This is a genomic window from Micromonospora sp. NPDC047644 (assembly GCF_040704315.1).
Lineage (GTDB): Bacteria > Actinomycetota > Actinomycetes > Mycobacteriales > Micromonosporaceae > Micromonospora.
Genome location: NZ_JBEYSY010000016.1, coordinates 38,616 through 63,391 on the forward strand (window position 1 = coordinate 38,616; position 24,776 = coordinate 63,391).

25 protein-coding genes and 1 pseudogene are annotated in these 24,776 nt (G+C 70.8%); 19 read left to right on the forward strand and 7 right to left on the reverse strand.

All coding sequences use genetic code 11. The features are described 5' to 3' along the window. Positions 1-194: 194 nt before the first annotated feature. The 6 genes from nadD (at position 195) to AB0877_RS25120 (ending at position 4,260) form a co-directional block, all read left to right on the forward strand. Positions 195-791 carry a nicotinate-nucleotide adenylyltransferase gene (gene nadD / locus AB0877_RS25095; RefSeq protein WP_355009302.1) on the forward strand — a complete coding sequence of 199 codons (597 nt, stop codon included), beginning with the start codon at positions 195-197 and terminating at the stop codon, positions 789-791. Positions 792-901: 110 nt separating this feature from the next. Further along, complete coding sequence (gene rsfS, locus AB0877_RS25100; protein ID WP_238670899.1) at positions 902-1,309, forward strand: ribosome silencing factor; 408 nt, start codon at positions 902-904, stop codon at positions 1,307-1,309. After that, positions 1,306-1,965, forward strand: a complete 660-nt coding sequence (locus tag AB0877_RS25105) for a histidine phosphatase family protein (RefSeq protein ID WP_366611906.1) — start codon at positions 1,306-1,308, stop codon at positions 1,963-1,965. The genes rsfS and AB0877_RS25105 overlap by 4 nt, the downstream gene beginning before the upstream one ends. 48 nt (positions 1,966-2,013) lie before the next feature. After that, on the forward strand, positions 2,014-2,868 hold the full coding sequence (locus AB0877_RS25110; protein WP_366611908.1) for a DegV family protein: 855 nt from the start codon (positions 2,014-2,016) through the stop codon (positions 2,866-2,868). Positions 2,869-2,871: 3 nt separating this feature from the next. After that, positions 2,872-3,645 (forward strand): SDR family oxidoreductase, encoded by a 774-nt coding sequence (locus AB0877_RS25115; RefSeq protein ID WP_366611910.1) that lies wholly within the window; start codon positions 2,872-2,874, stop codon positions 3,643-3,645. A gap of 240 nt (positions 3,646-3,885) precedes the next feature. Further along, positions 3,886-4,260, forward strand: coding sequence for a VOC family protein (locus AB0877_RS25120; protein ID WP_366611912.1), 375 nt, complete (start codon positions 3,886-3,888; stop codon positions 4,258-4,260). A gap of 55 nt (positions 4,261-4,315) precedes the next feature. Here the strand turns inward: AB0877_RS25120 and hemC are convergent, their stop codons facing one another. After that, positions 4,316-5,251, reverse strand: a complete 936-nt coding sequence (gene hemC / locus AB0877_RS25125) for a hydroxymethylbilane synthase (protein ID WP_366611914.1) — start codon at positions 5,249-5,251, stop codon at positions 4,316-4,318. Positions 5,252-5,439: 188 nt separating this feature from the next. On the opposite strand from hemC, the gene AB0877_RS25130 reads away from it, so the two are divergent. The 4 genes and pseudogenes from AB0877_RS25130 (at position 5,440) to AB0877_RS25145 (ending at position 10,416) form a co-directional block, all read left to right on the forward strand. Further along, positions 5,440-6,276 carry a ComEA family DNA-binding protein gene (locus tag AB0877_RS25130; protein ID WP_366611915.1) on the forward strand — a complete coding sequence of 279 codons (837 nt, stop codon included), beginning with the start codon at positions 5,440-5,442 and terminating at the stop codon, positions 6,274-6,276. Positions 6,277-6,512: 236 nt separating this feature from the next. Next, positions 6,513-8,867 (forward strand): annotated as a pseudogene (locus tag AB0877_RS25135) (ComEC/Rec2 family competence protein); the annotation flags it as partial. A gap of 149 nt (positions 8,868-9,016) precedes the next feature. Then, entirely contained in the window at positions 9,017-9,997 is a 981-nt protein-coding gene (gene holA / locus AB0877_RS25140; RefSeq protein WP_366611916.1) for a DNA polymerase III subunit delta, read from the forward strand. Next, positions 9,994-10,416, forward strand: coding sequence for a hypothetical protein (locus AB0877_RS25145; protein WP_366611917.1), 423 nt, complete (start codon positions 9,994-9,996; stop codon positions 10,414-10,416). Before holA ends, AB0877_RS25145 begins: the two co-directional genes overlap by 4 nt. 169 nt (positions 10,417-10,585) lie before the next feature. Here AB0877_RS25145 and rpsT read toward each other — a convergent pair whose 3' ends face one another. Together rpsT and AB0877_RS25155 are read right to left on the reverse strand one after the other, a co-directional pair. Further along, positions 10,586-10,852, reverse strand: coding sequence for a 30S ribosomal protein S20 (rpsT, locus tag AB0877_RS25150; protein WP_030491765.1), 267 nt, complete (start codon positions 10,850-10,852; stop codon positions 10,586-10,588). Between the two features lie 247 nt (positions 10,853-11,099). Beyond that, the gene (locus AB0877_RS25155; RefSeq protein ID WP_366611919.1) at positions 11,100-12,092 is read right to left on the reverse strand and encodes an aminoglycoside phosphotransferase family protein; all 993 of its coding nucleotides are present in this window, start codon (positions 12,090-12,092) and stop codon (positions 11,100-11,102) included. Positions 12,093-12,153: 61 nt separating this feature from the next. Between AB0877_RS25155 and AB0877_RS25160 the strand changes: the two genes are divergently transcribed. The 7 genes from AB0877_RS25160 to AB0877_RS25190 all read left to right on the forward strand — a co-directional run bounded on the left by AB0877_RS25160 (position 12,154) and on the right by AB0877_RS25190 (position 19,975). Next, entirely contained in the window at positions 12,154-12,690 is a 537-nt protein-coding gene (locus AB0877_RS25160) for a DUF4240 domain-containing protein (protein ID WP_366611921.1), read from the forward strand. A 116-nt stretch (positions 12,691-12,806) separates the two neighbouring features. After that, on the forward strand, positions 12,807-14,684 hold the full coding sequence (lepA, locus tag AB0877_RS25165; protein ID WP_366611923.1) for a translation elongation factor 4: 1,878 nt from the start codon (positions 12,807-12,809) through the stop codon (positions 14,682-14,684). Between the two features lie 486 nt (positions 14,685-15,170). Continuing rightward, positions 15,171-15,455 carry a GlsB/YeaQ/YmgE family stress response membrane protein gene (locus AB0877_RS25170; RefSeq protein ID WP_366611924.1) on the forward strand — a complete coding sequence of 95 codons (285 nt, stop codon included), beginning with the start codon at positions 15,171-15,173 and terminating at the stop codon, positions 15,453-15,455. An 887-nt stretch (positions 15,456-16,342) separates the two neighbouring features. Next, the gene (locus AB0877_RS25175) at positions 16,343-16,627 is read left to right on the forward strand and encodes a GlsB/YeaQ/YmgE family stress response membrane protein (RefSeq protein WP_357357297.1); all 285 of its coding nucleotides are present in this window, start codon (positions 16,343-16,345) and stop codon (positions 16,625-16,627) included. Between the two features lie 251 nt (positions 16,628-16,878). Then, positions 16,879-18,165 carry a sugar ABC transporter substrate-binding protein gene (locus tag AB0877_RS25180; protein ID WP_366611926.1) on the forward strand — a complete coding sequence of 429 codons (1,287 nt, stop codon included), beginning with the start codon at positions 16,879-16,881 and terminating at the stop codon, positions 18,163-18,165. Next, the gene (locus AB0877_RS25185) at positions 18,162-19,148 is read left to right on the forward strand and encodes a sugar ABC transporter permease (RefSeq protein WP_366611928.1); all 987 of its coding nucleotides are present in this window, start codon (positions 18,162-18,164) and stop codon (positions 19,146-19,148) included. Before AB0877_RS25180 ends, AB0877_RS25185 begins: the two co-directional genes overlap by 4 nt. After that, on the forward strand, positions 19,145-19,975 hold the full coding sequence (locus AB0877_RS25190; RefSeq protein WP_238678492.1) for a carbohydrate ABC transporter permease: 831 nt from the start codon (positions 19,145-19,147) through the stop codon (positions 19,973-19,975). The genes AB0877_RS25185 and AB0877_RS25190 overlap by 4 nt, the downstream gene beginning before the upstream one ends. Positions 19,976-20,009: 34 nt before the next feature. Here the strand turns inward: AB0877_RS25190 and AB0877_RS25195 are convergent, their stop codons facing one another. Together AB0877_RS25195 and AB0877_RS25200 are read right to left on the reverse strand one after the other, a co-directional pair. Beyond that, positions 20,010-20,324 carry a transcriptional regulator gene (locus tag AB0877_RS25195; RefSeq protein ID WP_366611930.1) on the reverse strand — a complete coding sequence of 105 codons (315 nt, stop codon included), beginning with the start codon at positions 20,322-20,324 and terminating at the stop codon, positions 20,010-20,012. Next, the gene (locus AB0877_RS25200) at positions 20,321-20,800 is read right to left on the reverse strand and encodes a hypothetical protein (RefSeq protein WP_366611932.1); all 480 of its coding nucleotides are present in this window, start codon (positions 20,798-20,800) and stop codon (positions 20,321-20,323) included. Before AB0877_RS25200 ends, AB0877_RS25195 begins: the two co-directional genes overlap by 4 nt. Positions 20,801-20,935: 135 nt before the next feature. Here AB0877_RS25200 and AB0877_RS25205 point away from each other — a divergent pair, with 135 nt between their 5' ends. After that, the gene (locus AB0877_RS25205) at positions 20,936-21,577 is read left to right on the forward strand and encodes an MOSC domain-containing protein (protein WP_366611933.1); all 642 of its coding nucleotides are present in this window, start codon (positions 20,936-20,938) and stop codon (positions 21,575-21,577) included. Positions 21,578-21,669: 92 nt separating this feature from the next. Here the strand turns inward: AB0877_RS25205 and AB0877_RS25210 are convergent, their stop codons facing one another. Both AB0877_RS25210 and AB0877_RS25215 read right to left on the reverse strand, forming a co-directional pair. Further along, a complete protein-coding gene (locus tag AB0877_RS25210) occupies positions 21,670-22,572 on the reverse strand; it encodes a phytanoyl-CoA dioxygenase family protein (RefSeq protein ID WP_091409805.1) in 903 nt (300 codons plus the stop codon). A 221-nt stretch (positions 22,573-22,793) separates the two neighbouring features. Continuing rightward, complete coding sequence (locus AB0877_RS25215) at positions 22,794-23,654, reverse strand: hypothetical protein (protein WP_366611935.1); 861 nt, start codon at positions 23,652-23,654, stop codon at positions 22,794-22,796. Between the two features lie 314 nt (positions 23,655-23,968). Here AB0877_RS25215 and AB0877_RS25220 point away from each other — a divergent pair, with 314 nt between their 5' ends. Beyond that, positions 23,969-24,733 (forward strand): SDR family NAD(P)-dependent oxidoreductase, encoded by a 765-nt coding sequence (locus AB0877_RS25220; protein WP_366611936.1) that lies wholly within the window; start codon positions 23,969-23,971, stop codon positions 24,731-24,733. Positions 24,734-24,776: the final 43 nt, after the last annotated feature.

Sequence of the window (24,776 nt, forward strand, 5' to 3'; positions counted from 1 at the left end):
TGAACTCGCGGTGTCCGGGCCTCCCGGATGCGCCGACGTCCAGAAAGTTGAGTTGATCACCACCCCGCTGCCGACCTGATCACCGTGCGGCGGCGGGGTGGTCGCGGCGCGCTGGACCGTGGGCTGGAGTGAGGTGACGTACGGCGAGGGCGGGCCGGGACGGTCGGCCACGACCCTCGGCCTACGATCATCGGGTGGAGGAAGATATCCGGCGGATCGGGATCATGGGTGGCACCTTCGACCCGATCCACCACGGGCACCTCGTCGCGGCCAGTGAAGTGGCGGACCGGTTCGGCCTGGACGAGGTGGTCTTCGTGCCCACCGGGCAGCCGTGGCAGAAGGCCGACGAGCCGGTCAGCCCGGCCGAGGACCGCTACCTGATGACGGTGATCGCGACCGCCTCCAACCCCCGCTTCCAGGTCAGTCGGGTCGACATCGACCGCAGTGGGCCGACCTACACGGTCGACACGCTGCGTGACCTTCAGGCCGAGTACGGGCCGAAGGTGCAGTTGTTCTTCATCACCGGCGCGGACGCCCTGCAACGCATCCTGTCCTGGAAGGACCTGGATGAGATCTTCGAGTTGGCCCACTTCGTCGGCGTGACCCGGCCCGGTTTCCCGCTGAGCGACAAGCACCTTCCGGCGGACACCGTCAGCCTGATCCAGGTGCCCGCGATGTCCATCTCGTCGACCGACTGCCGCGCCCGGGTCGCCCGAGGTGAGCCGGTCTGGTACCTGGTGCCGGACGGTGTGGTGCAGTACATCGCCAAGCGGAGCCTCTATCAGCGCTGAGCACGCCCGTTATGACCAGTTTCGTGGCGCTAACCGACCAGAACTGGACGATCGGGGTGCCGCCGGGTGTGAGACGCTTGGAGGATCGCACGTCTGATCGAAGGAGAACGGTGACAGTTTCCGAACGCGCTCACGAGCTGGCTATCGCTGCCGCCCAGGCCGCCGCGGACAAGAAGGCGCAGGACATCACGATCATCGACGTCGGCGACCAGCTCGCCATCACCGACGCGTTCGTGCTCGCCGCCGCCCCCAACGAGCGTCAGGTGCTGGCCATCGTCGACGCCATCGAGGAGAGCCTGCTGGAGCTGCCGGAGAAGGCGAAGCCGGTGCGGCGCGAGGGCGAGCGGGGTGGCCGCTGGGTGCTGCTCGACTACGTCGACGTCGTGGTGCACGTCCAGCACACCGAGGAGCGCGAGTTCTACGGGCTCGACCGCCTCTGGAAGGACTGCCCCACCATCCCGTTCGTCGATCGCGACCTGGTCGAGGCCGACGCCAGCGGGTCCGCCGCAGCCGAATGACCCGACTGATCGTCTGGCGGCACGGCAACACCGACTGGAACGCCGCCAACCGTGTCCAGGGGCAGCTCGACGTACCCCTCAACGAGCGTGGTCGCGACCAGGCTCGCGCCGCCGCGCCGCTGCTCGCGGCGCTGCGGCCCGACGCCATCGTGGCCAGCGACCTGAGCCGCGCCGCGGAGACCGCCGCCGCGCTCGCCGCGCTGACCGGCCTGCCGGTCCGCACCGACGCCCGGCTGCGCGAGCGGCACTTCGGCCAGTGGCAGGGTCTGCACCTCGCCGAGGTCGCCGAGCGGTTTCCCGACGAGTACGCGCGCTGGCGGGCCGGCGACCCGGACCCGGGCGCGGATCTGGAGCCCCTGCACGACCTCGGTGAGCGGGTCGGTGCCGCGCTGCGGGAGGCGGCCGAGGCCGCGGCCGGCGGCACGGTGGTGATCGCCACCCACGGTGGCGGCTCCCGGCAGGGCATCGGTCATCTGCTCGGCTGGGACACCGGCGTGCTGCGCTCCGTCGGCTCGTTGGCCAACTGCCACTGGAGTGAGCTACGGCACGACGACCGTGCGCCGGCCATCGGGCGTCCGCAGGACGTCAGTGGCTGGCAGCTGCGGGCGCACAACGTCGGCCTGATCACCGCCCCGGTCGCCGTCGACGCGGTCTGAGCATTCGCGCCTCGGCGTTCGCGCCCTCGATCGGCTAGCGTGCCGGGCATGCCCGTCGCGGTTGTCATCGACTCCACCGCCTACCTTCCGTCCGAGCTGGTGCAGGCGCACCGGCTGACCGTCGTGCCGTTGACCGTCGTGCTCAACGGCGCGGAAGGGTTGGAGGGGGTGGAGACCCAGCCGGCCGACGCCACCCGGGCGTTGAGCGCCCGCCGGGTCACCGCGACCACCTCCCGCCCGGCACCCGAGCAGTTCGCCCGCACGTACCGCCGACTGCTCGACGCCGGCGCCGACGGGATCGTCTCGGTGCACATCTCCGCCGCGCTGTCCGGCACGGTGGAGGCCGCCCGGCTCGCCGCCGCCGACCTGGACGGCCGGGTCGAGGTGGTGGACAGCCGCTCGGCGGGCATGGGGCTGGGCTTCCCGGCCATCGCCGCCGCCACCGCCGCCGAAGCCGGCCACGACCTTTCCGCGGTACGCGACGCGGCGCTCGCCGCCATCGCCCGCACCACGGTCTGGTTCTACGTCGACACGCTGGAGTTCCTCCGCCGGGGCGGCCGGATCAACGCCGCCGAGGCGTTGGTCGGCACCGCGCTGTCCGTCAAGCCGATCATGCACATGCCGGACGGGGCGATCGTGCTGCGCGAGAAGGTTCGCACCGCCAGCCGGGGAGTGGCCCGTCTCGTCGACCTGGCCGTCGAGGCCGCCGACGGCGACGACGTGGATCTCGGGGTGCACCACCTGGCCGCGCCGCAACGGGCCGAGGCGTTGCGCGCCGCACTGACCGAGCGCTTCGGCGACCGGCTGCACGACACGTACGTCTCCGAGGCCGGCGCTGTCGTCGCCGCGCACGCCGGGCCGGGCCTGGCCTGCGTGGTCGTCCATCGCCGGCCGGAGGGCTGAGCGGTGTCCACCGCGCAGGTGGTGACCGGGGGCGGTCGCGGTGTCGGCCGGGCCGTGGTGGAACGGCTGCTGGCCATGGACGCCACCGTCGTCGTACTGGAACACGACGCCGACGCGGTCGACTGGTTGACCCACCATCCGGCCGCCGACCGGCTCGTCGCGGTGATCGGCGACGCCGCCGACGAGCAGGTGGCCGAGCACGCCGCCGAACTGGCGGAGCGCGCCGCGCCGCTGACCGGCTGGGTGAACAACGCAGCGGTGTTCCGCGACGCCACGCTGCACGCTGCGTCGGCCGACACGGTACTGGAGCTGATCGGGTTGAACCTGCGGCCCGCCGTGGTGGGCGCGGCGGTCGCCGTCCGCCGCTTCCTGGCCCGCGAGGCCGGCGGCGCGATCGTCAACGTCTCGTCGCACCAGGCCCGTCGACCGGTGTCCGGTGCCCTGCCGTACGCGACGGCGAAGGCCGCGGTGGAAGGGCTGACCCGGGCGTTGGCCGTCGAGTACGGGCGGCACGGCATCCGGGCCAACGCGGTAGCGCTCGGCTCGATCGCCACCGAGCGGCACGCCGAATTCCTCGCCACCCAGGAGCCTGCCCGGGCCCAGTGGATCGACGCCGAGCTGACCCGACTTCACCCGGTGGGACGCATCGGGCGGGCCGACGAGGTGGCCGAGGCGGTCGCGTACCTGCTGTCACCCGCAGCGAGCTTCATCAACGGAGTGACGCTGCCGGTGGACGGCGGGAGGGCCGTGCTCGGCCTCGACCCGGAGGCCCGCTGACCGTTCTCGTCGTGCCGCTGCTCTTCGCCGCTGTGTTAGCCTCCGTACGCGCCCCAGATGGGCCTACCCCCCGGAGGTTCTGGCTACTTCAGCCACCACGCCGAGATCGACGCGACCTACGCGTCTCTCGTGCGGGATCCGGGGCGTCGGTGCCCTCGGGGCTTCGTCATCTGCGAGGTGGGTGAACGCTGCTGGGCTTCCGGTCGGGTCTTCGGATCGACCGGAAAGAAGACGGTACGGATGACAGTCACGTTCAACCACACCATCATCGCCAGCAAGGACAAGAGCGCCTCGGCCGCGTTCTACCGGGAGCTGTTCGAGCTGCCGGAGGCACCGTCGTGGGGACCGTTCGCCAACATCCAGCTGGACGAGGGTGTGCTGCTCCAGTTCGCCGAGCCACCGGTGGACATCCAGATGCAGCACTACGCGTTCCTCGTCGACGACGAGTTGTTCGTGCGGTGCCTGGCGTTCGTCGAGGGGCGTGGCATCACGTACTGGGCCGACCCGCAGATGAAGCGGGAGGGCGAGACCAACACCGAGCACGGTGGACGGGGCTTCTACTTCTTCGACCCGGCGGGACACGCCATCGAGATCATCACCCGCCCGTACCTGTAGCAGGCCCGACGGCCGGTCGGGCGCTGTCGCCGCACCGGCCGTCAGCCTCGCTGCTTCAGTCGCGCGCGGGCAGGTCGAGCAGGTCGCGGGCCCCCTGCCGGAGCAGGGCGGCGGCGACGGAGGTCCCGAGGGTGATCGGGTCCGTCGCCCATTCGTGGACGTCGAGCACCGTCTTGCCGTCGACGCTGATCACCCTCGCCCGTAGGCCGAGGCGTCCGTCGGATTCGGTGCGGGCAAGCGCGGCGATGGGGGAGTGACAGCTGCCCTGCAGGATGTGCAGCATGGTCCGTTCCGCCACGGTCTCCCGCCAGGCCCGGGGGTCGCCGAGGCTGACTGCCAGGTCGCGGGTGCTGGTGTCGTCTTCCCGGCACTGCAGAACCAGGGTGCCGGAGCCGACGGCCGGGACCATCGTGTCGACGTCGATCGGGTGGGTGATGCGGGCGGCCTGCCCGATCCGCTCCAGCCCCGAGACCGCGAGCAGCAGTGCGTCGTACCTGTCCCCGGCGTCGAGTTTGGCGAGCCTGGTGTTCGCGTTGCCCCGGATGGCCACCGGCACCAGGTTCGGCCAGTGCAGCGCCAGTTGCGCCACCCGCCGGACGGCGGAGGTGCCGATCCGGGTACCGGGGGGCAGTTGCTCCATCCGCAGCCCGCCCGGGTGCACCAGACAGTCCCGGACGTCGTCACGAGCCAGGTAGGCGGCCATCACCGTGCCGGCCGGCGCGGGCCGGTCTCCGGGGACGTCCTTGACACAGTGCACCGCCAGGTCCACGTCGCCGGCGATCAGGGCGGCGTCCACCTCCTTGGTGAACGCGCCCTTGCCGCCCAGAGCGGCCAGGTCACCGTGCCAGCGGTCCCCGCTCGTCGACATCGACGTCACGTCCACGACGAGATCGGGGTGCCGGTCGGCGAGCATCGCGCGGACCCGCTCAACCTGCGCGAGTGCCATCGGAGAATTGCGCGTGCCGATGCGCAGCCGGCGGGAGTGGGGCATACGGCGAGGGTAGTCCGCTCGATGTGCGCGCCGTCGACCAGACCGGGTAACGCGGGCCACGCTCCGCGTTCGCCCTCACGCATAGCAGATCAACGCATGATCAGGGCGTTGTCCACAGTAGCGGTGGTTGTCCACAGGGCGCGCTGGTAACCGTTCACCGCCCCGGCCGCCGCCATAGCGTCGGCGCTGTGTCACACGACGAGGAGACAGAGGTACGCCTGCGCCTGCGCCGGCTGACGGAGACGGTCGTCGCACCGCCGCCCCGGCCGGAGACGCCGCTCGCGGGCGTGCCCCCGTCGTCCCTGATCGGTGCGTTGCCGGCGGACGTGTTGTCAACCCCGTCCGCCCTGCCGGTCGTGGAGCCGGCTGTGGACGGCTCGGCGCTCCGGCCGGGGTCGCGGCTACCCGGCCCGGGCGCGTTCGATCCCGGGCGGCGGGGTGTCCGGGCGTTGGCGGCCGTCGCCGTGGTGGTGGTGTTGGGCGCGGCCGGTTGGGCCTGGCGTTCGCGGCCGCAGTCGGAGCCGGTCGCCCCGCTGGTCACCGAGGCCGCGTCGGCCGCACCCTCGGGTGACCCGAGCGTGTCCAGCTCCGGCGAGCTGGTGCTGGCGGTCGCGGGCAAGGTCCGAAAACCCGGTCTGGTACGCCTGCCGGCCGGGTCCCGGCTCGCCGACGCGGTGCAGGCGGCCGGCGGCGCGCTCCCGGGGGTCGACGTCGCGCTGCTCAACCCCGCCCGCAAGGTCACCGACGGAGAGCTGATCGTGGTCGGTGTGACGCCACCGCCGGTGGCGGGCGGTGCGGCCGGGCCCGCGGCGGGCGGTACGGCTCCCGCCGCCGGGCCGCTGAACCTCAACACCGCGACGCTGGCGCAGCTCGACGCGCTGCCCGGGGTGGGGCCGGTGCTCGCCCAACGGATCCTCAGCCACCGGGATCAGCACGGCGGGTTCAAATCCGTCGGCGACCTACGCCAGGTCGACGGGATCGGCGATGCCCGTTACGAGCAGCTCAAGGACCTGGTGACGGTGTGAGCGAGCCCGCCGTCGCCGCCGATCCACCGCAGCTCGGTGGGCCCCAGCCCGCCCCGTCCGCCGTGTCGGCTCGGATCGCGTCGCCGGTTGGGTCGGCTCGGGCCGTGTCGCCGGCTGGGACTGCTCGGGCCGTGTCGCCGGCTGGGACTGCTCGGGCCGCGCCGTCGGCTGGGACTGCTCGGGCCGGGTCGCCGGTTGGGTCGGCTCGGGCCGGGTCGCCGGTTGGCGAGGCCCGGTCGGAGCCGCCGGATCTGCGCCTGGCGGGGCTCGCCGTGGCGGCCTGGCTCACCGCGCTCGCCGGGCTGCACCTCGGCAGCCGCGTGATTCTGCTGGTGGCCGGCGCGGTGGCCGGTCTGACGGCAGTCGGGGCTGTGCACCTGCTCGGCGGCCTCGGCCGTCCCCGAGCTGTGGCGCTGCGCTACGGGTGGGTGGCCGTGGCGGTCGGCCTCGGGGTGGTCTGCGGGGGTGCGGCGACCGCCGCCCAGCTCGCCGTGCGCGACGCGCCGGCGATCCGTGCCCTCGCCGAGCAACGCGCGCCGGTCACCGCCGACCTGGTGGTCCGCGACGATCCGCGCTCGATCCGGAGCGCCGGGCGACCGGGGATGCTGCTGGTGTCGACCGAGCTGGTCCGGCTCACCGGCCCGGATGGTCGACGGATCCACGCATCGGTACGGCTACTCGTGCTGGCGACCGACCCGGCGTGGCGGGGCCTGCTGCCCGGGCAGCGCCTCACCGCCGACGGGCGGCTCGGCGTTCCGCGCGGAGGCGACCTCACCGCGGCGGTGCTCAGCACCAATGGCCCACCTGACCGGCACGGTAAGCCGTCCTGGGCACAGCGCGCCGCCGGGACGCTGCGTACCGGGCTGCAACGGGCCTGCGAGCCGCTGCCCGATGACCCCGGTGGGCTGCTGCCGGGTCTGGTGGTGGGCGACACCAGCCGACTCCCACCCGCCGTCGAGGCGGATTTCCAGGCCACCGGGATGACGCACCTCAATGCGGTCTCCGGCTCCAACGTCGCGATCGTGGTGGGTGCGGTGTTGTTGCTGGCCCGGTGGTCGCGCGCCGGTCCGTGGCTCGCCGCCGGGCTGTGTGGGGTGGCGCTGGTGGGGTTCGTCATTCTGGTCCGCCCGTCGCCGAGCGTCGTACGGGCCGCCACGATGGGAGCGATCGGGCTCGCCGCGCTCGCCGCCGGCCGACCTCGGGCGGCGCTGCCCGCGCTGGCCGCCGCCGTGACGGTGCTGGTGCTCGTCGACCCCGAGTTGGCCGGGGATCCCGGGTTCGCCCTCTCCGTGCTGGCCACCGGTGGTCTGCTGCTGCTCGCGCCGCGGTGGCGGGACGGACTACGCCGGCGAGGCGTGCCGCCTGGGCTGGCCGAGGCGTTGGCCGTGCCGGCGGCTGCCCAACTTGCCTGCGGCCCGGTCGTCGCCGGGATCTCCGGCACTGTGAGCGTGGTCGCGGTGCCGGCGAACCTGCTGGCGGTGCCGGCCATCGCGCCAGCGACAGTGCTGGGTGTGCTGGCGGCCATGGTGTCGCCACTCTGGCCGGCCGGCGCCGAGTTCGTCGCGTGGCTGGCGAGTTGGCCGGCCTGGTGGCTGGTGGTCATCGCCCGGCACGGAGCCCGACTGCCCGGTGGCACCCTGCCGTGGCCGGGCGGGGTGGCCGGTGCCCTGCTGCTGACCGGGCTGACCGTCGCGCTGCTGATCGCGGTGCGCCGGCCACTCGTACGCCGGCTGGTGGCCGTGGTCGGGGTCGCCGCCGTGCTGGGTGCCCTGCCGGTTCGACTGGTAGCCGCCGGCTGGCCGCCCACCGGGTGGGTGGTGGTGGCCTGCGCGGTGGGGCAGGGCGACGCCCTGGTGCTCCCGGTCGGCCCGGGCCGGGCCGTGGTGGTGGACGCCGGGCCGGAACCGGGTGCGGTGGACGGTTGCCTACGTCGGCTCGGCGTACGGGAGGTGCCGCTGCTGGTGATCAGTCACTTCCACGCCGACCATGTGGGTGGGGTGGCCGGGGTGTTCCGGGGACGGCGGGTGGATGCCGTGCTGACGCCGTCGTCCAGCGATCCGCAGAGCGGTCGGGACCTGGTTCGGGCGGCGGCAATCGGCGGGCGGGCCGCGCTGCTGACCACCGTGGCCGGCGCTCGTCACCCGGTGGGCGGGGTCGACCTGCTGGTGCTCGGCCCGCCGTACCCGCTGGCCGGAACCAGGTCCGACCCGAACAACAACTCGTTGGTGCTGCGCGCCACCGTGGCCGGGGTGCGGATCCTGTTGGCCGGCGACGCGGAGACCGAGGAGCAGCACGCGATGGTGGCGCGGGCGGCCCCCGGGCAGTTGCGGGCGGACGTGTTGAAGGTCGCGCACCACGGGTCGGCGTACCAGGACCAGGGTTTCCTCGATGCGGTGCGGCCGGCGGTGGCACTCGTGCCGGTGGGCACGGGCAACACCTACGGGCACCCGAGTCCGCGGCTGCTCGCTCACCTGGGCAGGGGCGGCGTGCGGGTGCTGCGTACCGACACGGACGGCGACGTGGCGGCGGTCCGGACGGACGGTGGTCTGGCGGTGGCCCGGCGAGGTGTACCCGCCGGCCGGCGGCCTTGACCCCCGTGGGACGACGGGCCACCCGACCGATCGGGCGACTTGCGGATTAAGGAGGCAATTGAGTTGGATGTCTGGATTTGCGCTGTGTGCGGGCTGCGCCGATCAAGCAGCGAATGAGCAGGCACGATCCCGCCGCAGGCCGTGCGAATATGGGCGGCGTGACCCCCGCCAGCCTCGCCCCCATTCTGCTCGTCCTCGGTGACGAGGAGCTCCTCGCCACGCGCGCGGTCACCGAAGCTGTCGCGAAGGTTCGCAGTGTCGACCCCGAGGTGGACGTCCGCGAGTACCAGGCCAGCGCGCTCACCGTCGGCGAGATCGCCGAGATGCTCAGCCCCTCGCTGTTCGGTGGGCGGCGGCTGCTGATCCTGCGCTCCGGCCAGGACGCCCGCAAGGACCTGGTGGCCGCGCTGTTGGCGTACGCGAAGAATCCCGACCCGGAGGTCCAGCTGCTGGTGTTGCACCTGAGCGGCGCCAAGGGCAAGGCGTTCGCCGACGGTCTGCGGGCGGCTGGCGCGACGGTGGTCCCGGCCACCAAGCTCAAGGGGCACCGTGACCGGGTGGCCTTCGTCCGCGACGAGATCCGCCGGGCCGGCGGAAAGTGCACCGACGACGCCGCCGAGGCGCTCATCGCCGCAGTCGGCAACGACCTGCGGGAGCTGGCCGCCGCCTGCTCCCAACTGGTCGCCGACACCGATGGGCGGATCAGCGCCGAGACGGTCTCCCGTTACTACCGGGGTCGGGTCGAGGTGACCGGCTTCACGGTGGCGGACGCCACAATGGTCGGCGACGTGCCGGCGGCGCTCGAAGCACTGCGCTGGGCCCTGCACGTCGGTGTCGACCCGGTGCCCATCGCCGACGCCCTGGCGGACGGGGTGCGCACGGTGGCCCGGGTGGCGTCGGCCGGGCGGGGTAGCCCGTACCAGCTCGCCAGCAGCCTCGGAATGCCCTCCTGGAAGATCGAGCGGGCGCAGCGGCAGGGGCGGGGCTGGACGCCGGAGGGCCTGGTCCGGGCCATGCAGGTCGCCGCCGAGTGCAACGCGGCCGTCAAGGGCGGCTCCGACGACCGGGCGTACGCCCTGGAGCGTGCGGTCTTCTCGGTCGCGGCGGCCCGGCAGGGCAGCGCCAGGTGACGGGGGCGAACCGCCCGGCGTGGGCCACCATTCCCGTGGACGAGGCGCGTTACCGGCCGCTCTACGCCCGGCTCCTCGGCCTGCGGTTCGTCAACCCCGGCGGCGTGCTGTGCTTCCTCTTCTTCGAGGGTGCCATCGCCCTGGCGGTGCTGCTGGCCCTCGCCGAGTTGGTCAGTTGGTGGGCGGTGCTGGTGCTGCCGGTCGTGGTGGCCGCCATGGTGAAGCTCAACGACATGGTGGCCGCGATCGTGGTCCGCTCCGCCGCGCTCGTGCCCGAGCAGGAACGAGACCGGTTTCGCCGGCAGATGGAACCGGTGGTCGGCCGAGCCCGGGTGGAGTGGATCTCGCACAGCGTCCCCGGCGTGGTGATCACCGCCGACCCGGTGCCGCCGCCCCGGCGGGCCAACCCGTCAGACTGAGCGCCGACCCCGTCGGGGCCCTCGCCCGCGACGCCCGGCTCGGTTGAACACGACGCCCGGCTCGGTTGAACGCGACGGCCGGTTCGGTTGAACACGGCCGGCTTCTGAACACACGGAAACCCCGGGCCTGGGGCCCGGGGTTTTCCGAATCAGTCTGACTGTGAAATCGTCAGGCGGAGAGCGACACCACGCGCTTCGCGATCGCGGACTTGCGGTTCGCGGCCTGGTTGGAGTGGATCACGCCCTTGCTGACGGCCTTGTCCAGCTTGCGCGAGGCGTCCAGCATGAGCGCGGTCGCCTTCTCGACGTCACCGGCCTCGGCAGCCTCGTGGAACTTCCGGACGGCGGTCTTCAGCGACGACTTGACCGACTTGTTGCGCAGCCGGGCCTTCTCGTTCTGCCGGTTGCGCTTGATCTGGGACTTGATGTTCGCCACGCGACAGCCTCGTCTTGATAGCTCGGGTTGGTCAGCTTATTGCACATGATGACGAACGTGCGTCATCGCTGCGCGAATAGCCAGGTTACCAGGTCGCCCGGGACGAGCCAAAACGGCTCGGTCAGAGCGGGGTTCATCCGGGCCGTGGGGGGTTCACCCCGGCGCTCGACGCTTGGTCAACTCGGCTTCCTGGAAACCGGGGCGACCCAGCGTGGCAGACAACCCGACTTCAAGGAACCCGAGTTGATCAACAGTCGCCGGGCCGCCAGCCCTGGCGGTGAGCCAGCCAGTCGAGTGACTGCTCGCCGCTCCACCGCTGGTGGGCGGGTAGGTGCGGCGAGGCCGTCGGCGGTGCCGCCGCAGCGCCGGTGAGGTAGTAGCCGGCCAACGCGGCCAGGGTCGCGTCCAGCGCGTCCGGGGGCGCGCCCGCCGTGGCCGGGTGCCCGGCGAAGAGTCGGTCCGCGTCCAGCCCGCTGGCGTACGCGGTGAGCAGCAGGCCGGCCAGGTCGAACCAGGCCGGCCCGGAGCAGACCCAGGTCCAGTCGCAGAACCAGGCTCGGCCGTCCGGGCCGATCAGCACGTTGTCGACCCGCAGGTCGCCGTGGATCAGGCCGGTCGCTCCGGCGGCGTACCGGGGGAGGAGGGACTCCAACTCCACCAGCTCGGGCAGCCGGTCGAGCAGTGGCTCGGGTAGCGGCGGGGTCGGCTCCCGACCCGCCGCGACCTCCTCCCACCAGAGGATGTCCGACCGGGCCAGGTCGGCCAGGTGCGGCAGGTCGAGCGCGGTCAGCTCGACCGGCGGGTCGGCCAGGGCGGCGGCGATCCGCGCGTACCCGGCGAGGGTGGCGTCCAGCTCGGCGGGCGTCCAGGGCAGGTGCGGGGTGTGCCCGTCGACGGCGTCGGTGCAGAGCACGAACCAGCCGGCCGCGGAGAGGGTCCACCGGGGGCGGGGCGCCGGCAGGTCCGCCGGCAGCCGGTCCAGGATCGCGGCCTCCCGGGCGTACCAGTCGACCAGGTGCGGTTGCTCGGCGGCGGGCGCGGCCTTCACGAAGGCCCGACCACCGTCGGCGGTGTCGAGCACGGCGGCGAACCCGCGGGTGAAGCCCGCGCCCGCGACCCGGGCGGCGACCACCGGCGCGCCGAGCCGTTCGGCGACCGCGGCCCGCAGCGCCGCCGGTAACGCCGGCCACGACGGGCGCAGGGCGCTCGCGTGGTACGGCGGCAGCGGGAGAGAGGACATCACACCATGCTGCACCGGGGTACGTGCGCGACGCACGGCGACACTGCCAGACTGCCAAGCCATGAGGACCGAGGACTTCTGGCAGCTGATCGACCAGGCACGGGCCGGCGGCGGGGGTGAGCCTGGCCCGGTCGCCGCCCGAGCTGTGGCGTTGCTCGCCGAGCGCGCCCCGGAGGACATCATCGGGTACGCGCGGCACCAGACGCGGGTGCTGGCCGCCTCGCACAAGGCGGATCTGTGGGGTGCGGCGTACCTGATCAACGGTGGTGCGTCGGCTGAGGGCTTCGAACACTTCCGGGGCTGGCTGATGACCCAGGGACGGGCCGTCTTCGCCGGCGCGGTCACCGAACCGGACTCGCTGGCCGAACTGCCCCAGGTGCGGGCGGCCTCGCTCAGCGGCGAGGAGTTCTCCGCCGAGCAGATGCTGTCGGTGCCGTGGGACGCGTACCGCAAGGCCACCGCGACCGAGTTGCCGGCGGACCGCGACCCGGTGCGGACGCCGGATCTCAACGACTTCTGGGACTTCGACGACGAGGACGAGGCGCGTCGCCGGCTGCCCCGGCTGGCCGCACTCTTCGTCGAGCCGCCGATGGAGTGAGGGGTCCTCGGGCCGTTCCATCGCCCGCGCAGTGGGCGCACCCCGGCGGCGTGGGAACATAGAGGGGGTCGGCGACGCGCCGGCCTGTTCACGTCAGCCGACCAGAACGGACCGCTGTGCCACCGAAGCTCGATCCCGGCGCGAACGCCCCTGGTGCCACCGACCCCGGTCGCATCCGGAACTTCGGCATCATCGCCCACATCGACCACGGGAAGTCGACCCTGGCCGACCGGATGTTGCAGCTCACCGGCGTGGTCGACCCGCGGCAGATGCGCGCGCAGTACCTGGACCGCATGGACATCGAGCGCGAGCGCGGCATCACCATCAAGAGCCAGGCCGTCCGCATGCCGTGGACCATCCGCGAGGGTGAGCGGGCTGGTGAGCAGGCGGTGCTCAACATGATCGACACCCCGGGGCACGTGGACTTCACCTACGAGGTGTCCCGGTCGTTGGCCGCCTGTGAGGGTGCCGTGCTGCTGGTCGACGCCGCGCAGGGCATCGAGGCGCAGACCCTGGCCAACCTCTACCTGGCTCTCGAGAACGACCTGCGCATCATCCCGGTGCTCAACAAGATCGACCTGCCGGCCGCGCAGCCCGAGAAGTACGCCGAGGAGTTGGCCCACCTGATCGGCGGCGACCCCGCCGACTGCATCCGGGTCTCCGGTAAGACCGGCGAGGGCGTACCACACCTGCTCGACGAGATCGTCCGGCAGTTCGTGCCGCCGGTCGGTGAGGCCGAGTCGCCCGCCCGGGCCATGATCTTCGATTCGGTGTACGACGTCTACCGCGGCGTCGTCACGTACGTCCGGGTCATCGACGGCCGGATCAGCGCCCGCGACCGGATCAAGATGATGTCCACCGGCGCGGTGCACGAGCTGCTGGAGATCGGTGTCATCTCACCCGAGATGGTCAAGGCCGAGGCGCTCGGCGTCGGCGAGGTCGGCTACCTGATCACCGGTGTGAAGGATGTCCGGCAGTCCCGGGTCGGCGACACCGTCACCATCAACGGCCGGCCGGCCGCCGAGCCGTTGGGTGGCTACAAGGACCCGAAGCCGATGGTCTACTCCGGCCTCTACCCGATCGACGGGTCCGACTACCCCAACCTGCGCGAGGCGCTGGACAAGCTCAAGCTCAACGACGCCGCCCTCGACTACGAGCCGGAGACCTCGGGTGCGCTCGGCTTCGGCTTCCGCTGCGGCTTCCTCGGCCTGCTCCACCTGGAGATCATCCGGGAGCGGCTGGAGCGCGAGTACAACCTCGACCTGATCTCCACCGCGCCCAACGTCGTCTACCGGGCGATCACCGACGACGGCGCGGAGATCGTCGTCACCAACCCGAGCGAATACCCCACCGGCAAGATCGCCGAGGTGTACGAGCCGGTGGTGCGGGCCACCGTGCTGACGCCGAACGACTACGTGGGCGCGGTCATGGAGCTCTGCCAGGGCCGGCGCGGCACCCTGCTCGGCATGGACTACCTCTCCGCCGACCGGGTGGAGCTGCGCTACACGCTGCCCCTCGCGGAGATCATCTACGACTTCTTCGACCAGTTGAAGAGCCGTACCAAGGGCTACGCCTCACTCGACTACGAGCCCTCCGGCGAGCAGGCGTCCGAGCTGGTGAAGGTGGACATCCTGCTGCACGGCGAGCCGGTGGACGCGTTCAGTGCCATCGTGCACAAGGACAAGGCGTACAACTACGGCGTCACCATCGCCGCCAAGCTGCGCACCCTGATCCCGCGCCAACAGTTCGAGGTGCCGATCCAGGCGGCCATCGGCAGCCGGGTCATCGCCCGGGAGACCATCCGGGCGATCCGCAAGGACGTGCTCGCCAAGTGCTACGGCGGCGACATCAGCCGTAAGCGCAAGCTGCTGGAGAAGCAGAAGGAAGGCAAGAAGCGGATGAAGATGGTCGGCCGGGTCGAGGTGCCGCAGGAGGCCTTCATCGCCGCCCTCTCCTCCGACTCCGGCGACGGCAAGGCCGCCGGCAAGAAGTAGTTCGCGCCGCCGTACGCGCCCGGATGCCGTCCGCACCCGGGCGCGTCGCGTTTTCGCTGTGTGCTCGCCCGGATGCCGTCCGCACCCGGGCGCGAGGGTGTGCTCGCCCGGGTGCCGTCCGCGCCCGGGCGCGTCGCGTTTCGCGAGGGTGTGCTCGCCCGGGTGCGTCGTGTTTCGCGAGGGTGTGCTCGCCCGTTCTGACCTCGGTGGGCCGCCGTGTCTGCCGGCCGCCCAGCGCTGCGGTGCGGTACGTGTGGCCGCCGTGCGGATTTTTTTCAATCTCTGCCGTGGCCCCGGGGGGCCGAGAAGATGGGCTCCTACCTGTGTGGACACGCGCCCCATCAACCGACGCACCTCCGAAGCATTGACGACTGGCGCTGTCTATTGAGGTGAGTCGGTTTGGGCTTTCGGTGGGTCGGGCACTTAGCGGTCACGACAGGAAGCACACACCTCGTGTGTCAGACATTCTTTTGAAGGAGGGCGACCGTGGAGTTCACCGTGTGGGGCATCATCACTGCGATCGTTGTTGGTCTCATCGTCGGCGCGCTCGGCCGCCTGGTCGTCCCGGGCAAGCAGAACATGCCGATCTGGCTGCACATGCTGATCGGTATCGGCGCCGCGCTGCTGGGCACCGTCCTGGCGCGGGCCATCGGTATCGCGACGGAGACGAGCGGTGTCGACTGGGGCGAGCTGCTGGTGCAGGTCGTGGTTGCCGCGATCGCTGTCGCGCTGGTGGCCGGTGTGGGTGGCCGCCGCCGCGTGACCCGGTAACACCAGCAACTCGTACTACCGCAACAACTTTCGAGGGGCGCTCGGCCATCAGGTCGGGCGCCCCTCGGTGCATCAAGACTCGATCGACGGGGATCTGATCCAGCGAATAGCTGCGTCCGACTAAGGCCTCTTTCATGGGGGCGGTCGAGCCGAGGCGGTGTCCGGGCGGCGATCCGGCAAGGCGTGGTTTCGTCCGGATACAACACCGGTACCCGGACGCAACCGCAACGCCGCCGGTCGTCGTCCGGGCCCGGCGCAGGCCGGTTCTTATGAAACAGGCCTTAGGCCGCAGCGTCGTCCAGCCCACCCGCGCCGCGTCCCACGGCTCTGTCCGGCGCCACGTCCTGCGCTTTTTTTCGGCGCCACGTCCTGCTTCCTTTGTCCGGCGCCACGTCCTGCGCCTCTGTCCGGCGCCCGTGTCCTGGCCCGCCGAGTCCGGGTGCCCCGTCTAGCGCCAAGACCGTGCTCGATCCTGGTTGTAGTGGCTTCCACCTGGCCGCGATGCCACTACAACCAGGATGTAGCACGATCTTGGGTGCGATACAGGACGGGCGCACCGGCGCGAGACGCCGTTGAAGCAGTACCGCGGAGTCACGGAGCCCTCCAACCCGCCGATCTTGCAGTTTCTGCTGCGACATTCCGGTCACCCCACTCCTATCGACCACCGAAAGTGCAAGATCAGCGCGGGCGCGGGCGCGGGCGCGGGCGGGCGTGGGCGCGGGGCGCGGGGGCGCGGGGTGGGGGGTGGGGGGTGTCGTGCCGTTGTTCATCAAGTCGTGATCGTTTGGGCCGTGTAGTCGGTTTGGAATTTTGGTGGGTAGGGCAATTAACGGTCACGACAGGAAGCACACGAACCGTGTGTCAGACATTCTTGAAGGAGGGTGGCCGTGGAGCTCACCGTGTGGGGCATCATCACTGCGATCGTTGTTGGTCTCATCGTCGGCGCGCTCGGCCGCCTGGTCGTTCCGGGCAAGCAGAACATGCCGATCTGGCTGCACCTGCTGATCGGTATCGGCGCCGCGCTGCTGGGCACCGTCCTGGCGCGGGCCATCGGCATCGCGACCGAGACGAGCGGTGTCGACTGGGGCGAGCTGCTGGTGCAGGTCGTGGTTGCCGCGATCGCTGTCGCGCTGGTGGCCGGTGTGGGTGGCCGCCGCCGCGTGACCCGGTAACGACCTGGCATCATCTGGCGACACAGCACCACCAGTAGGACAGTACGACTGGAAAGAGCGCCCGGCCGAGAGCCGGGCGCTCTTTCGTGCTGAAAGGACCGACTTTGGCCGGATGTGGGAGTGCCCGTCGTCGAGCCGCTGCGGTACGGTCGCCACGCTTCGGCCAGTCCCGCCCACTGTCGTAAAGGAATTCTCCGTACTAGGGTGCGGCGGAGAAGGTTAGTTCCAGGCGGCGCGAGGGGAGAAGTGGCGTGAACAGGTGGAAGCGGCTGGCCCCGGTCACCGCCATGGTGGCCTCGGCCGCGATGGTGCTGACCGGCTGTGGAGGCTCCGGCGACGACGCAGCCGACGACAGCAAGCTCACGGTCTGGATGATGGGTGAGGGCGGGGACGCGCAGAACTCCTTCCTCGACGGGGTCGAGGCCGAGTTCCGCCAGAAGCACCCCGACACCGATGTGGTCGTGCAGTACATCCCCTGGCTGGAGGCGCCCAAGAAGTTCCAGGCGGCGCTCGCCGGCGGTGAGGGACCGGACATCACCGAGCTGGGCAACACCGAGACTCAGGGTTGGGCCGCCCAGGAGGCGCTCGCCGACGTGAGTGGTCGGATGGGTGGCTGGGCCGACGGCAAGGATCTGCTGCCCGACCTGGTGCGCAACGCGCAGCTCGACGGCAAGCAGTACGGCGTGCCCTGGTACGCGGGTGTGCGCGCGATCTACTACCGCACCGACTGGTTCGCCGAGGCCGGCGTGCAGCCCCCGAAGACCTGGGACGACCTGGTCACCGTTGCCAAGGCGGTGCAGGCGAAGAAGAAGGGCACCTACGGCATCGCCCTGCCCGGCAACTCCGAACTGCCCTTCTACTCCTTCCTCTGGGGTGCCGGCGGCGAGATCGCCAGCAACCAGGGCGGCACCTGGAAGTCCGGTTACACCACCCCCGAGGCGCAGCGGGCCGTCAAGTACTGGACCGATCTGGTGACGGTGCACAAGGTCGCCCCGCCCGCGGCGGCGGGTTGGAACGAGATCGACGCGCGTACCCAGTTCGCCACCGGCAAGGCCGCGATGGCCTTCGCCGGTAGCTGGCAGCAGGGCGCCATCAAGAAGGACAACCCCGAGATCGAGAAGGTCTGGGGTACGTTCCCGATCCCCGGCCCGGACGGCAAGGCGGCACCCGGTTTCGCGGGCGGCTCGGACGTGGCGATCTGGAAGGACAGCGAGCGGCAGGACCTGGCCTGGGACTACCTGACCGTGCTGCTGAACAAGAAGAACGCGCAGAGCTTCGCCAGCAGCCTCGGCTTCTTCCCGGTCTATCAGGATCTGGTCTCCGGTGGCGCGTACGCGAACGACAAGGTGATGGCGTCGTTCGCCACCACGATGCAGAACACCAAGCTCACGCCGCTCACTCCGAAGTGGGTGGAGGTCAGCCGGACGAAGACGGTGACCCAGGCGATGAACAGCTCGGTCATGAAGGGTCAGAAGACGGTCGAGAAGGCTACCGCCGACGCGGCCGCTGAGATGGAAAGCATCCTCAACGCCAAGTGACCACGCTGACCGAGGTGCCGGAGACGTCCGCCGCGCGGGAGACCCCCGCGCGGCGGCGTCGCCGGGTGGACCGCCTGCCCTATCTGCTGCTCCTGCCCGCCCTGCTGATCATCGGAGTGCTGCTGCTCTGGCCGCTCGGCCAGGTGGTGGGGATGTCCTTCTACCGGCTGAACAGCGTCCGGCAACTGCGCGGCGATCGGGAGTGGCCGTGGGTGGGGCTCGGCAACTACGCCGACATCCTCTCCGACCCGTTCTTCCTGACAGTGCTGCGCAACACGGTTCTGTTCGCCGCGGCGAACGTGCTGCTCACCATGGTGCTCGGCACCCTGGTGGGGTTGCTGCTCAACCGGCTCGGTCGAAAGATGGCGACGTTCGTGGCCAGTTGCGTGATGCTCGCCTGGGCCACGCCGGCGCTGACCGGCACCATCGTCTGGAAATGGATCTTCGACGACACGAGCGGCCTGGTCACGTGGCTGTTCAACGCGTTGCCGGACGGGCTCTCGACCGGCCTGTTCGGGCGCAGCGACTGGACCGGCTACGGCTGGTTCAACTCGCCGCTGCTGTTCTTCGCCATCCTCACCCTGGTGGTGGTCTGGCACTCGTTCCCGTTCATCGCGGTGAGTGTGCTGGCCGGTCTCAAGAGCGTGCCGAGCGAGTTGCACGAGGCGGCCCGGGTGGACGGCGCCAGCCCGTGGCGGGTCTTCTGGAAGATCACGTTCCCGCTGCTGCGGCCGGTCTTCGGGATCCTGATCGTGCTCTCCACCATCTGGGACTTCAAGGTCTTCACCCAGCAGTTCGTGCTGGCCGGCGGCACCCAGGACCGGCCGACGTTCATGCTCGCCATCTACTCGTACGCCGAAGCCTTCTCCCCGCCGCCCAAGTACGGGCTCGGCGCTGCCATCGCGGTGATCCTCACGCTGATCCTGCTCGTGGTCACCGGCTTCTACGTGCGGATGGTGCTCAGGCAGGAGGACGAGTCGTGAAGAAAATCGCCCTCAACGGCGCCGGGCTGCTGGTCGCGCTCTTCGCGGCGTTCCCGGTCTACTGGATGATCTCCACCTCGCTGAAGCCGAGCAACGAGATCTTCTCGGCCACCCCGCAACCGGTGCCGACCCATCCGACGTTGGCGCACTACCGGGAGATCCTGACCGGCAACCTGATCCCCGGCGTCAGCTTCCTGGACTTCTTCCTCAACAGCGCGCTGGTCGCCGTCTCCACTGTGGTGCTCAGCGGCCTGGTGGCGTTGCTCGCCGCGACCGCGGTGGCCCGGTTCCGCTTCAAGCTGCGGACCAGCTTCCTCATCATGCTGCTGGTGGTGCAGATGATCCCGCTGGAAGCGCTGGTCATCCCGCTGTTCCTGATGATCCAGCGGCTCGGGCTCTACAACACCCTGCCCAGCCTGATCCTCACGTATCTCGGATTCTCGCTGCCGTTCGCGGTCTGGATGCTGCGCGGCTTCGTCGCCGCGGTGCCGAAGGAACTGGAGGAGGCGGCGGCGATCGACGGGGCCAGCCGGGCCCAGATCTTCCGCCGGGTGCTCTTTCCGCTGGTCGCGCCCGGCCTGGTGGCGACCAGCATCTTCTCCTTCATCACCGCGTGGAACGAGCTGATCTTCGCGTTGACGTTCATCAACGACCAGGGCAGCTACACCCTGCCGGTGGCGATGACCTTCTTCTTCGGTCGGGACGACACCAACTGGGGGCCGGTGATGGCGGCGTCCACCCTGTTCACCCTGCCGGTCATCATCTTCTTCCTGCTGGTGCAACGCAGGATGGTCTCCGGCCTGGTCGCCGGCGCCGTCAAGGGCTGACCCGCCGGCCGCGGACGACTGCCGGGGCCGGTGGTCAGTCCCCGGGCAGGACGGTGAGCCCCGACCGGGCGACGATGTGCTGTAACGCCGCCACGTGCCCGTCGAACGCTGCCCGACCGGCACTGCTCAGGGCCACCGAGGTGCGCGGGCGCTTGCCCACGAAGCTCTTGCGGATCTCGACGTACCCGGCCTGCTCCAGCGTGCTGAGCTGCTTGGACAGCGCCGAGTCGGACAGCCCGATCTGCTCCCGCAGGTAGCGGAACTCCGCCCACTCGGTGGCCGCGAGCAGGCTCACCAGGGACAGTCGCGTCGGCGCGTGGATCAGTTCGTCGAATCGGGAAAGGCTCACTGGCCGCCGCCGAGCGGTCGAGTGATCATCACCTGGCGAAGGTAACGCATCAGGGGCGGCCCGGTGGCGGTCATTGCGCCGGCTGCGGTGATCGCGCCGGTCGTCGCGGGCCAGGCCAGGCCGGCTGCTTCGGCGGCGAAGCCGGTGCTGATGCTGAGCGCGACCAGGACGGACACGTAGGCGGCGATGATGATCGCGCCGTGTGCGCCGATGAGGCTGCTGTGGACCTGGGCGCGATGCCGCACCACGACTCGGCCCACGACAGCGGCCAGACCGATCGCGTACGCCACCGAGCCCGCCGCGACCACCCACGGCCGGTCAGTCTCCACGGCTGCGGTGAAGGCGACTATGAGCCCGCCCAACGCGGGCCAGTACCAGTGCGGAACAAGGGAGGTGCTGACCACCTGGTCGCGGCGGGCGTGGATCTCGGCGAGCGCGTCGGCGGCTGACGCTGGAGTGATGCCAGGCTCGGTCATGACTGCTCCTGAGAGGAAGGCGAGTACTTTCCTGTCAGGCAAGTAGAGCACAACACTTGCCTGACAGGAAAGTACTTTCTTTTTCCGCCGAGAGGTGACCCCTCCCGGCTTCGACGCGCCGTTAGGCTGGTCGCCATGACGGGCAGGGTGGCAGCGGTGAACCTCGGCATCGTGACCGAGGCGGGGTGGGCCGGCGACGCGAGCGGTCGCAGCGGCATCGACAAGCGGCCGGTGGACGGCCCGGTGTCGGTGCTCACCGGCGGCCTCAGCGGCGACTTCATCGGCGAGCGGGCCCATCACGGAGGTCCCGACCAGGCGGTCTACGCCTACGCGGAGGAGGACGCCGCGTGGTGGGCGACCGAGCTGGGGCGGGAGATCGGGCCCGGAGGCTTCGGTGAGAACCTGACGACGTACGCGGTCGACCTCACCGGCGCGGTGATCGGTGAGCGGTGGCAGGTCGGGTCTGCCGTGCTCCAGGTCACCAAGCCGCGCACCCCCTGCACCACCTTCGCGGGGTTCTGGGGCGTACCGGATCTGATCAAGCGGTTCACCGTCCGGGCGTCGCCCGGGGCCTACCTGCGGGTGCTGCACGAGGGAGAGGTCGGCGCGGGCGACCCGGTCGAGGTGGTGGACCGGCCGGCGCACGGCGTGACCATCGGCGAGGTGTTCCGGGCGACCAGCCTGGAGCCGGAGTTGCTGCCTCGGTTGCTCGACGCCGAGGAGCTGCCGGAGCCGATCCGGGAGAAGGCCCGGCGACGTCTCGCCGCCCGGGGCTAGCCGACCCGGCCGCCGCCGACCGTCGTCCTCGACGTACGGAAAGGGCCCCCTGTCATCGCTACCCGCGTGACAAGGGGCCCTTCCGCATCACGTCAGCGGAGCCAGGGGATGTTGCGGTCGAGCAGACCGCGCTCCTTGAGCTCCTTGCGCAGCGGGATCTCGTCGTCGACGTACCCGTCCCAGTTGATGCCCCAGTAGTTGGCGGTGTGGGTGCCCTCACCGATCAGCTGGCGCTGCACCGGAGTGCGGTTGCGGTACCACTCGCCGTTCACGTCGGGGTGCAGCTCGTCCAGCGGACGGATCCACCGGTAGGTGTAGCCGACGAAGAGCATCTTGCGGGTGATGGTCGACAGGTTCGTCGACCGCGAGTGCCACTGCCGGCGGTCGAAGATGAAGGCGTCGCCCGGGTTGGCGGTGATCTCCACCGTGCCCTCCGGGTCGGGGTTCTGCACGGTCAGGTCCGCCGGCCGGGGCAGCGAGTTCTTCAGGTGGCTACCCGGGATGACCTTGGTGGCGCCACGGCCGGTCTCGGAGAGGTCCGACAGCACGTACGCGACCTTCAGCGAGAACATCGGCCGAGGCAGGTTCGGGTCCATCGTCTCCGGGTCGGAGTTCTGCCGGTACCCGTCCTGGTGCCAACCCCAGTACGGCTTCTCCGGCTCGGCGGCCGGCGGGGTGACGTCCAGGTGGTTGTGGTGCGTGTAGATGTTCCAGCCGGCCAGCCCCCACATGTACGGGAAGGCGATCGGGTGGGTCAGCAGCTCACCGAAGAGCTCGTCACGCTCCAGGAAGCCCAGCAGGTGCAGGGTGCCGTCCTTCTTGGTGGTGCCCTTGGCCTGCTCCTCCGCGTAGACGCGGTCGACAGCCGCCTCCAGCGCCGCCCGGTGGTCCTCCGTCAGGACGTTGCGCAGCAGGAGGAAGCCCTGCTCGTGGAACTCCTTGCGGTCAGTGTCGCTGATCGGTTCGTAACCGGTCCGGTCGCCGTAATCGAACACCGCGTCGTACCCCTCCCCATGAGGTGAAACCTTTTCTGGCACAGGCCGCCGATCGTAACGCGGCGGTCCAGGCGTCGGGGAGGGCGTGGTGCGGGATTGGGCCACGGCGGGACCCCATGCAGCGAGAGAAACGCACAGAGTGAGATTTGCGTGATCAATAGTGCGGTTGAGCCTGCATTGCCCGATTGTGCGGTGACTGCCGGTTAAGAGATCCGGGTCGGTCAACCCTCGTTGAACACCTCGGCGACCACCTGGCCGGCCGGGTTCTGTTTCGTGTCCACCCGGCCCCACGAGCCGCCGCGGGCGGTCCACTCCAGGTCGCCGAAGCGGACCCGCTTCACGCCGTGGTCCTGAGCGTGCGAGACCAGCCAGTGCGCGTACCGCCAGCCGTCGCGCTGGTCGCCCGGAGTCACCGCCAACCCGGTCTGGTCGGTCGGGTCGGTGCCCTTGAGCCCCCAGTCCAGCACCAGGTTGCGGGTCAACTGCGCGACCGCTTCCGCACCGTGCATCGCCGGGGTGCGCCCCACCGTGCAGGCGACCGCGCCGCTGGCGTCGCCGAGCAGGGCCCGGCTGAGCACCTCGGAGTCGTCGGCCCACTTCTGGTACGCCTCAGGGAACGCCGAGCGCTGCACCCGCTGGGCGGCGTCGGTGACGCGCATCTTCTCCCAGCCACGCACCTTCTTGAGGGCCGCGTAGAACCGGTTCGCCGCGTACCGAGGGTCGCGGATCTGTGCGGGGGTGCCCCAGCCCTGGCTCGGCCGCTGCTGGAACAGGCCGACCGAGTCGCGGTCGCCGTCGGCGAGGTTGCGCAGCCCGGACTCCTGGTACGCGGTGGCGAGCGCGACCACGACGGCCCGCTCGGGCATTCCGCGCTTCGCGCCGATCGCCGCGATGGTCGCCGCGTTGGCCATCTGGTCGGCGTCCAGCGCGACACGTCCGTCGGCCTGCACCGTGCACTTGCGTGCCACCAGCGGCAACCTGAGGTTGTCGCCGACCTGTCGTACCACGAGCCACATCGCGATCACGGCGACGAGGATGAGCACCACTCCACCCGCCACGGTTGCCCGAGTTCGCACCCACACCCCCAGATCGACAGTCCGACAAGCGTACGTCCCCGCAGGCCCCTTCCGGGTCGTCCGAGCGGTTCGGGCCCGGCTTGGCCGGCTCCGACCGGTTCGGGGCCGGCTCCGCTGCCGCGTACCGGTTGGCGACGTTCCCGCTCCGGTCGCGATCTCACCTGCCACGCCGTTGCGACGCGCAGGGCTGTCGGGCGCGTCACCGGGTACGCGCTATCGGGAAGCGATTGACCGGTCAAGGGCTTAACTCATTTGACATGTCAATCCGACCTACCGCCGCGAAGCCGGGCGCGTTGGTCACCCAGACAAGGAGGAGTTCCATGGGAACGCTCGATGGCAAGGTCGTGCTGATCACTGGCACCGGCGGGGGCCTGGGCCGCGTCGCGGCGCTGACCTTCGCCCGAGAGGGCGCGAAGGTCGTCGGGGCCGACCTCCAGGTCGCCGGTAACGACGAAACCGTCGAACTCGTCCGGCGCGCGGGCGGCGAGATGACCGGCATCGCGCCGGTCGACCTCACCGACCCCGAGCAGGTACGCAAGCTCGTCGACGACGCTGCGGCCGCCTATGGCGGGCTCGACGTGGTCTACAACAACGCCGCCGCGCTGCGCTTCGGCCCGATGCCCGACTTCTCCGTGCAGGACTGGCGCTACACCATCACCGGAGAACTCGACATTCCGTACTTCGTGTCGAAGTTCGCCTGGCCGCACCTGGTCCAGCGCGGTGGTGGCGTCATCATCAGCGCCGCCTCCATGGCCGGGATGATCGGCGGCCACGTCCCGCCGATGGTCGGCCACACCGCCGCGAACGCCGGCATCATCGGCATGACGCGACAGCTCGCCCTCGAAGGCGCGCCGCACGGCATCCGCGCGGTGGCGATCAGCCCCGGGCCGACCCTCACCCCGGCCAGCGAACGCGACCTCGGTGACAACCAGGAGGCCCGCGACGCGATCACGGCCAAGACGCTGCTCAAGCGCTTCGCGCGCCCCGAGGAGGTCGTCGAGCTGGTGGTCTTCCTCGCGTCCGACCGGGCGTCGTACATCACCGGGGCGAACTACCCGGTCGACGGCGGCGCGACCGCCTGGTGACCCGAACCCCGCTGACCGGACCGGAGACCGGGGCGTCGCCAAC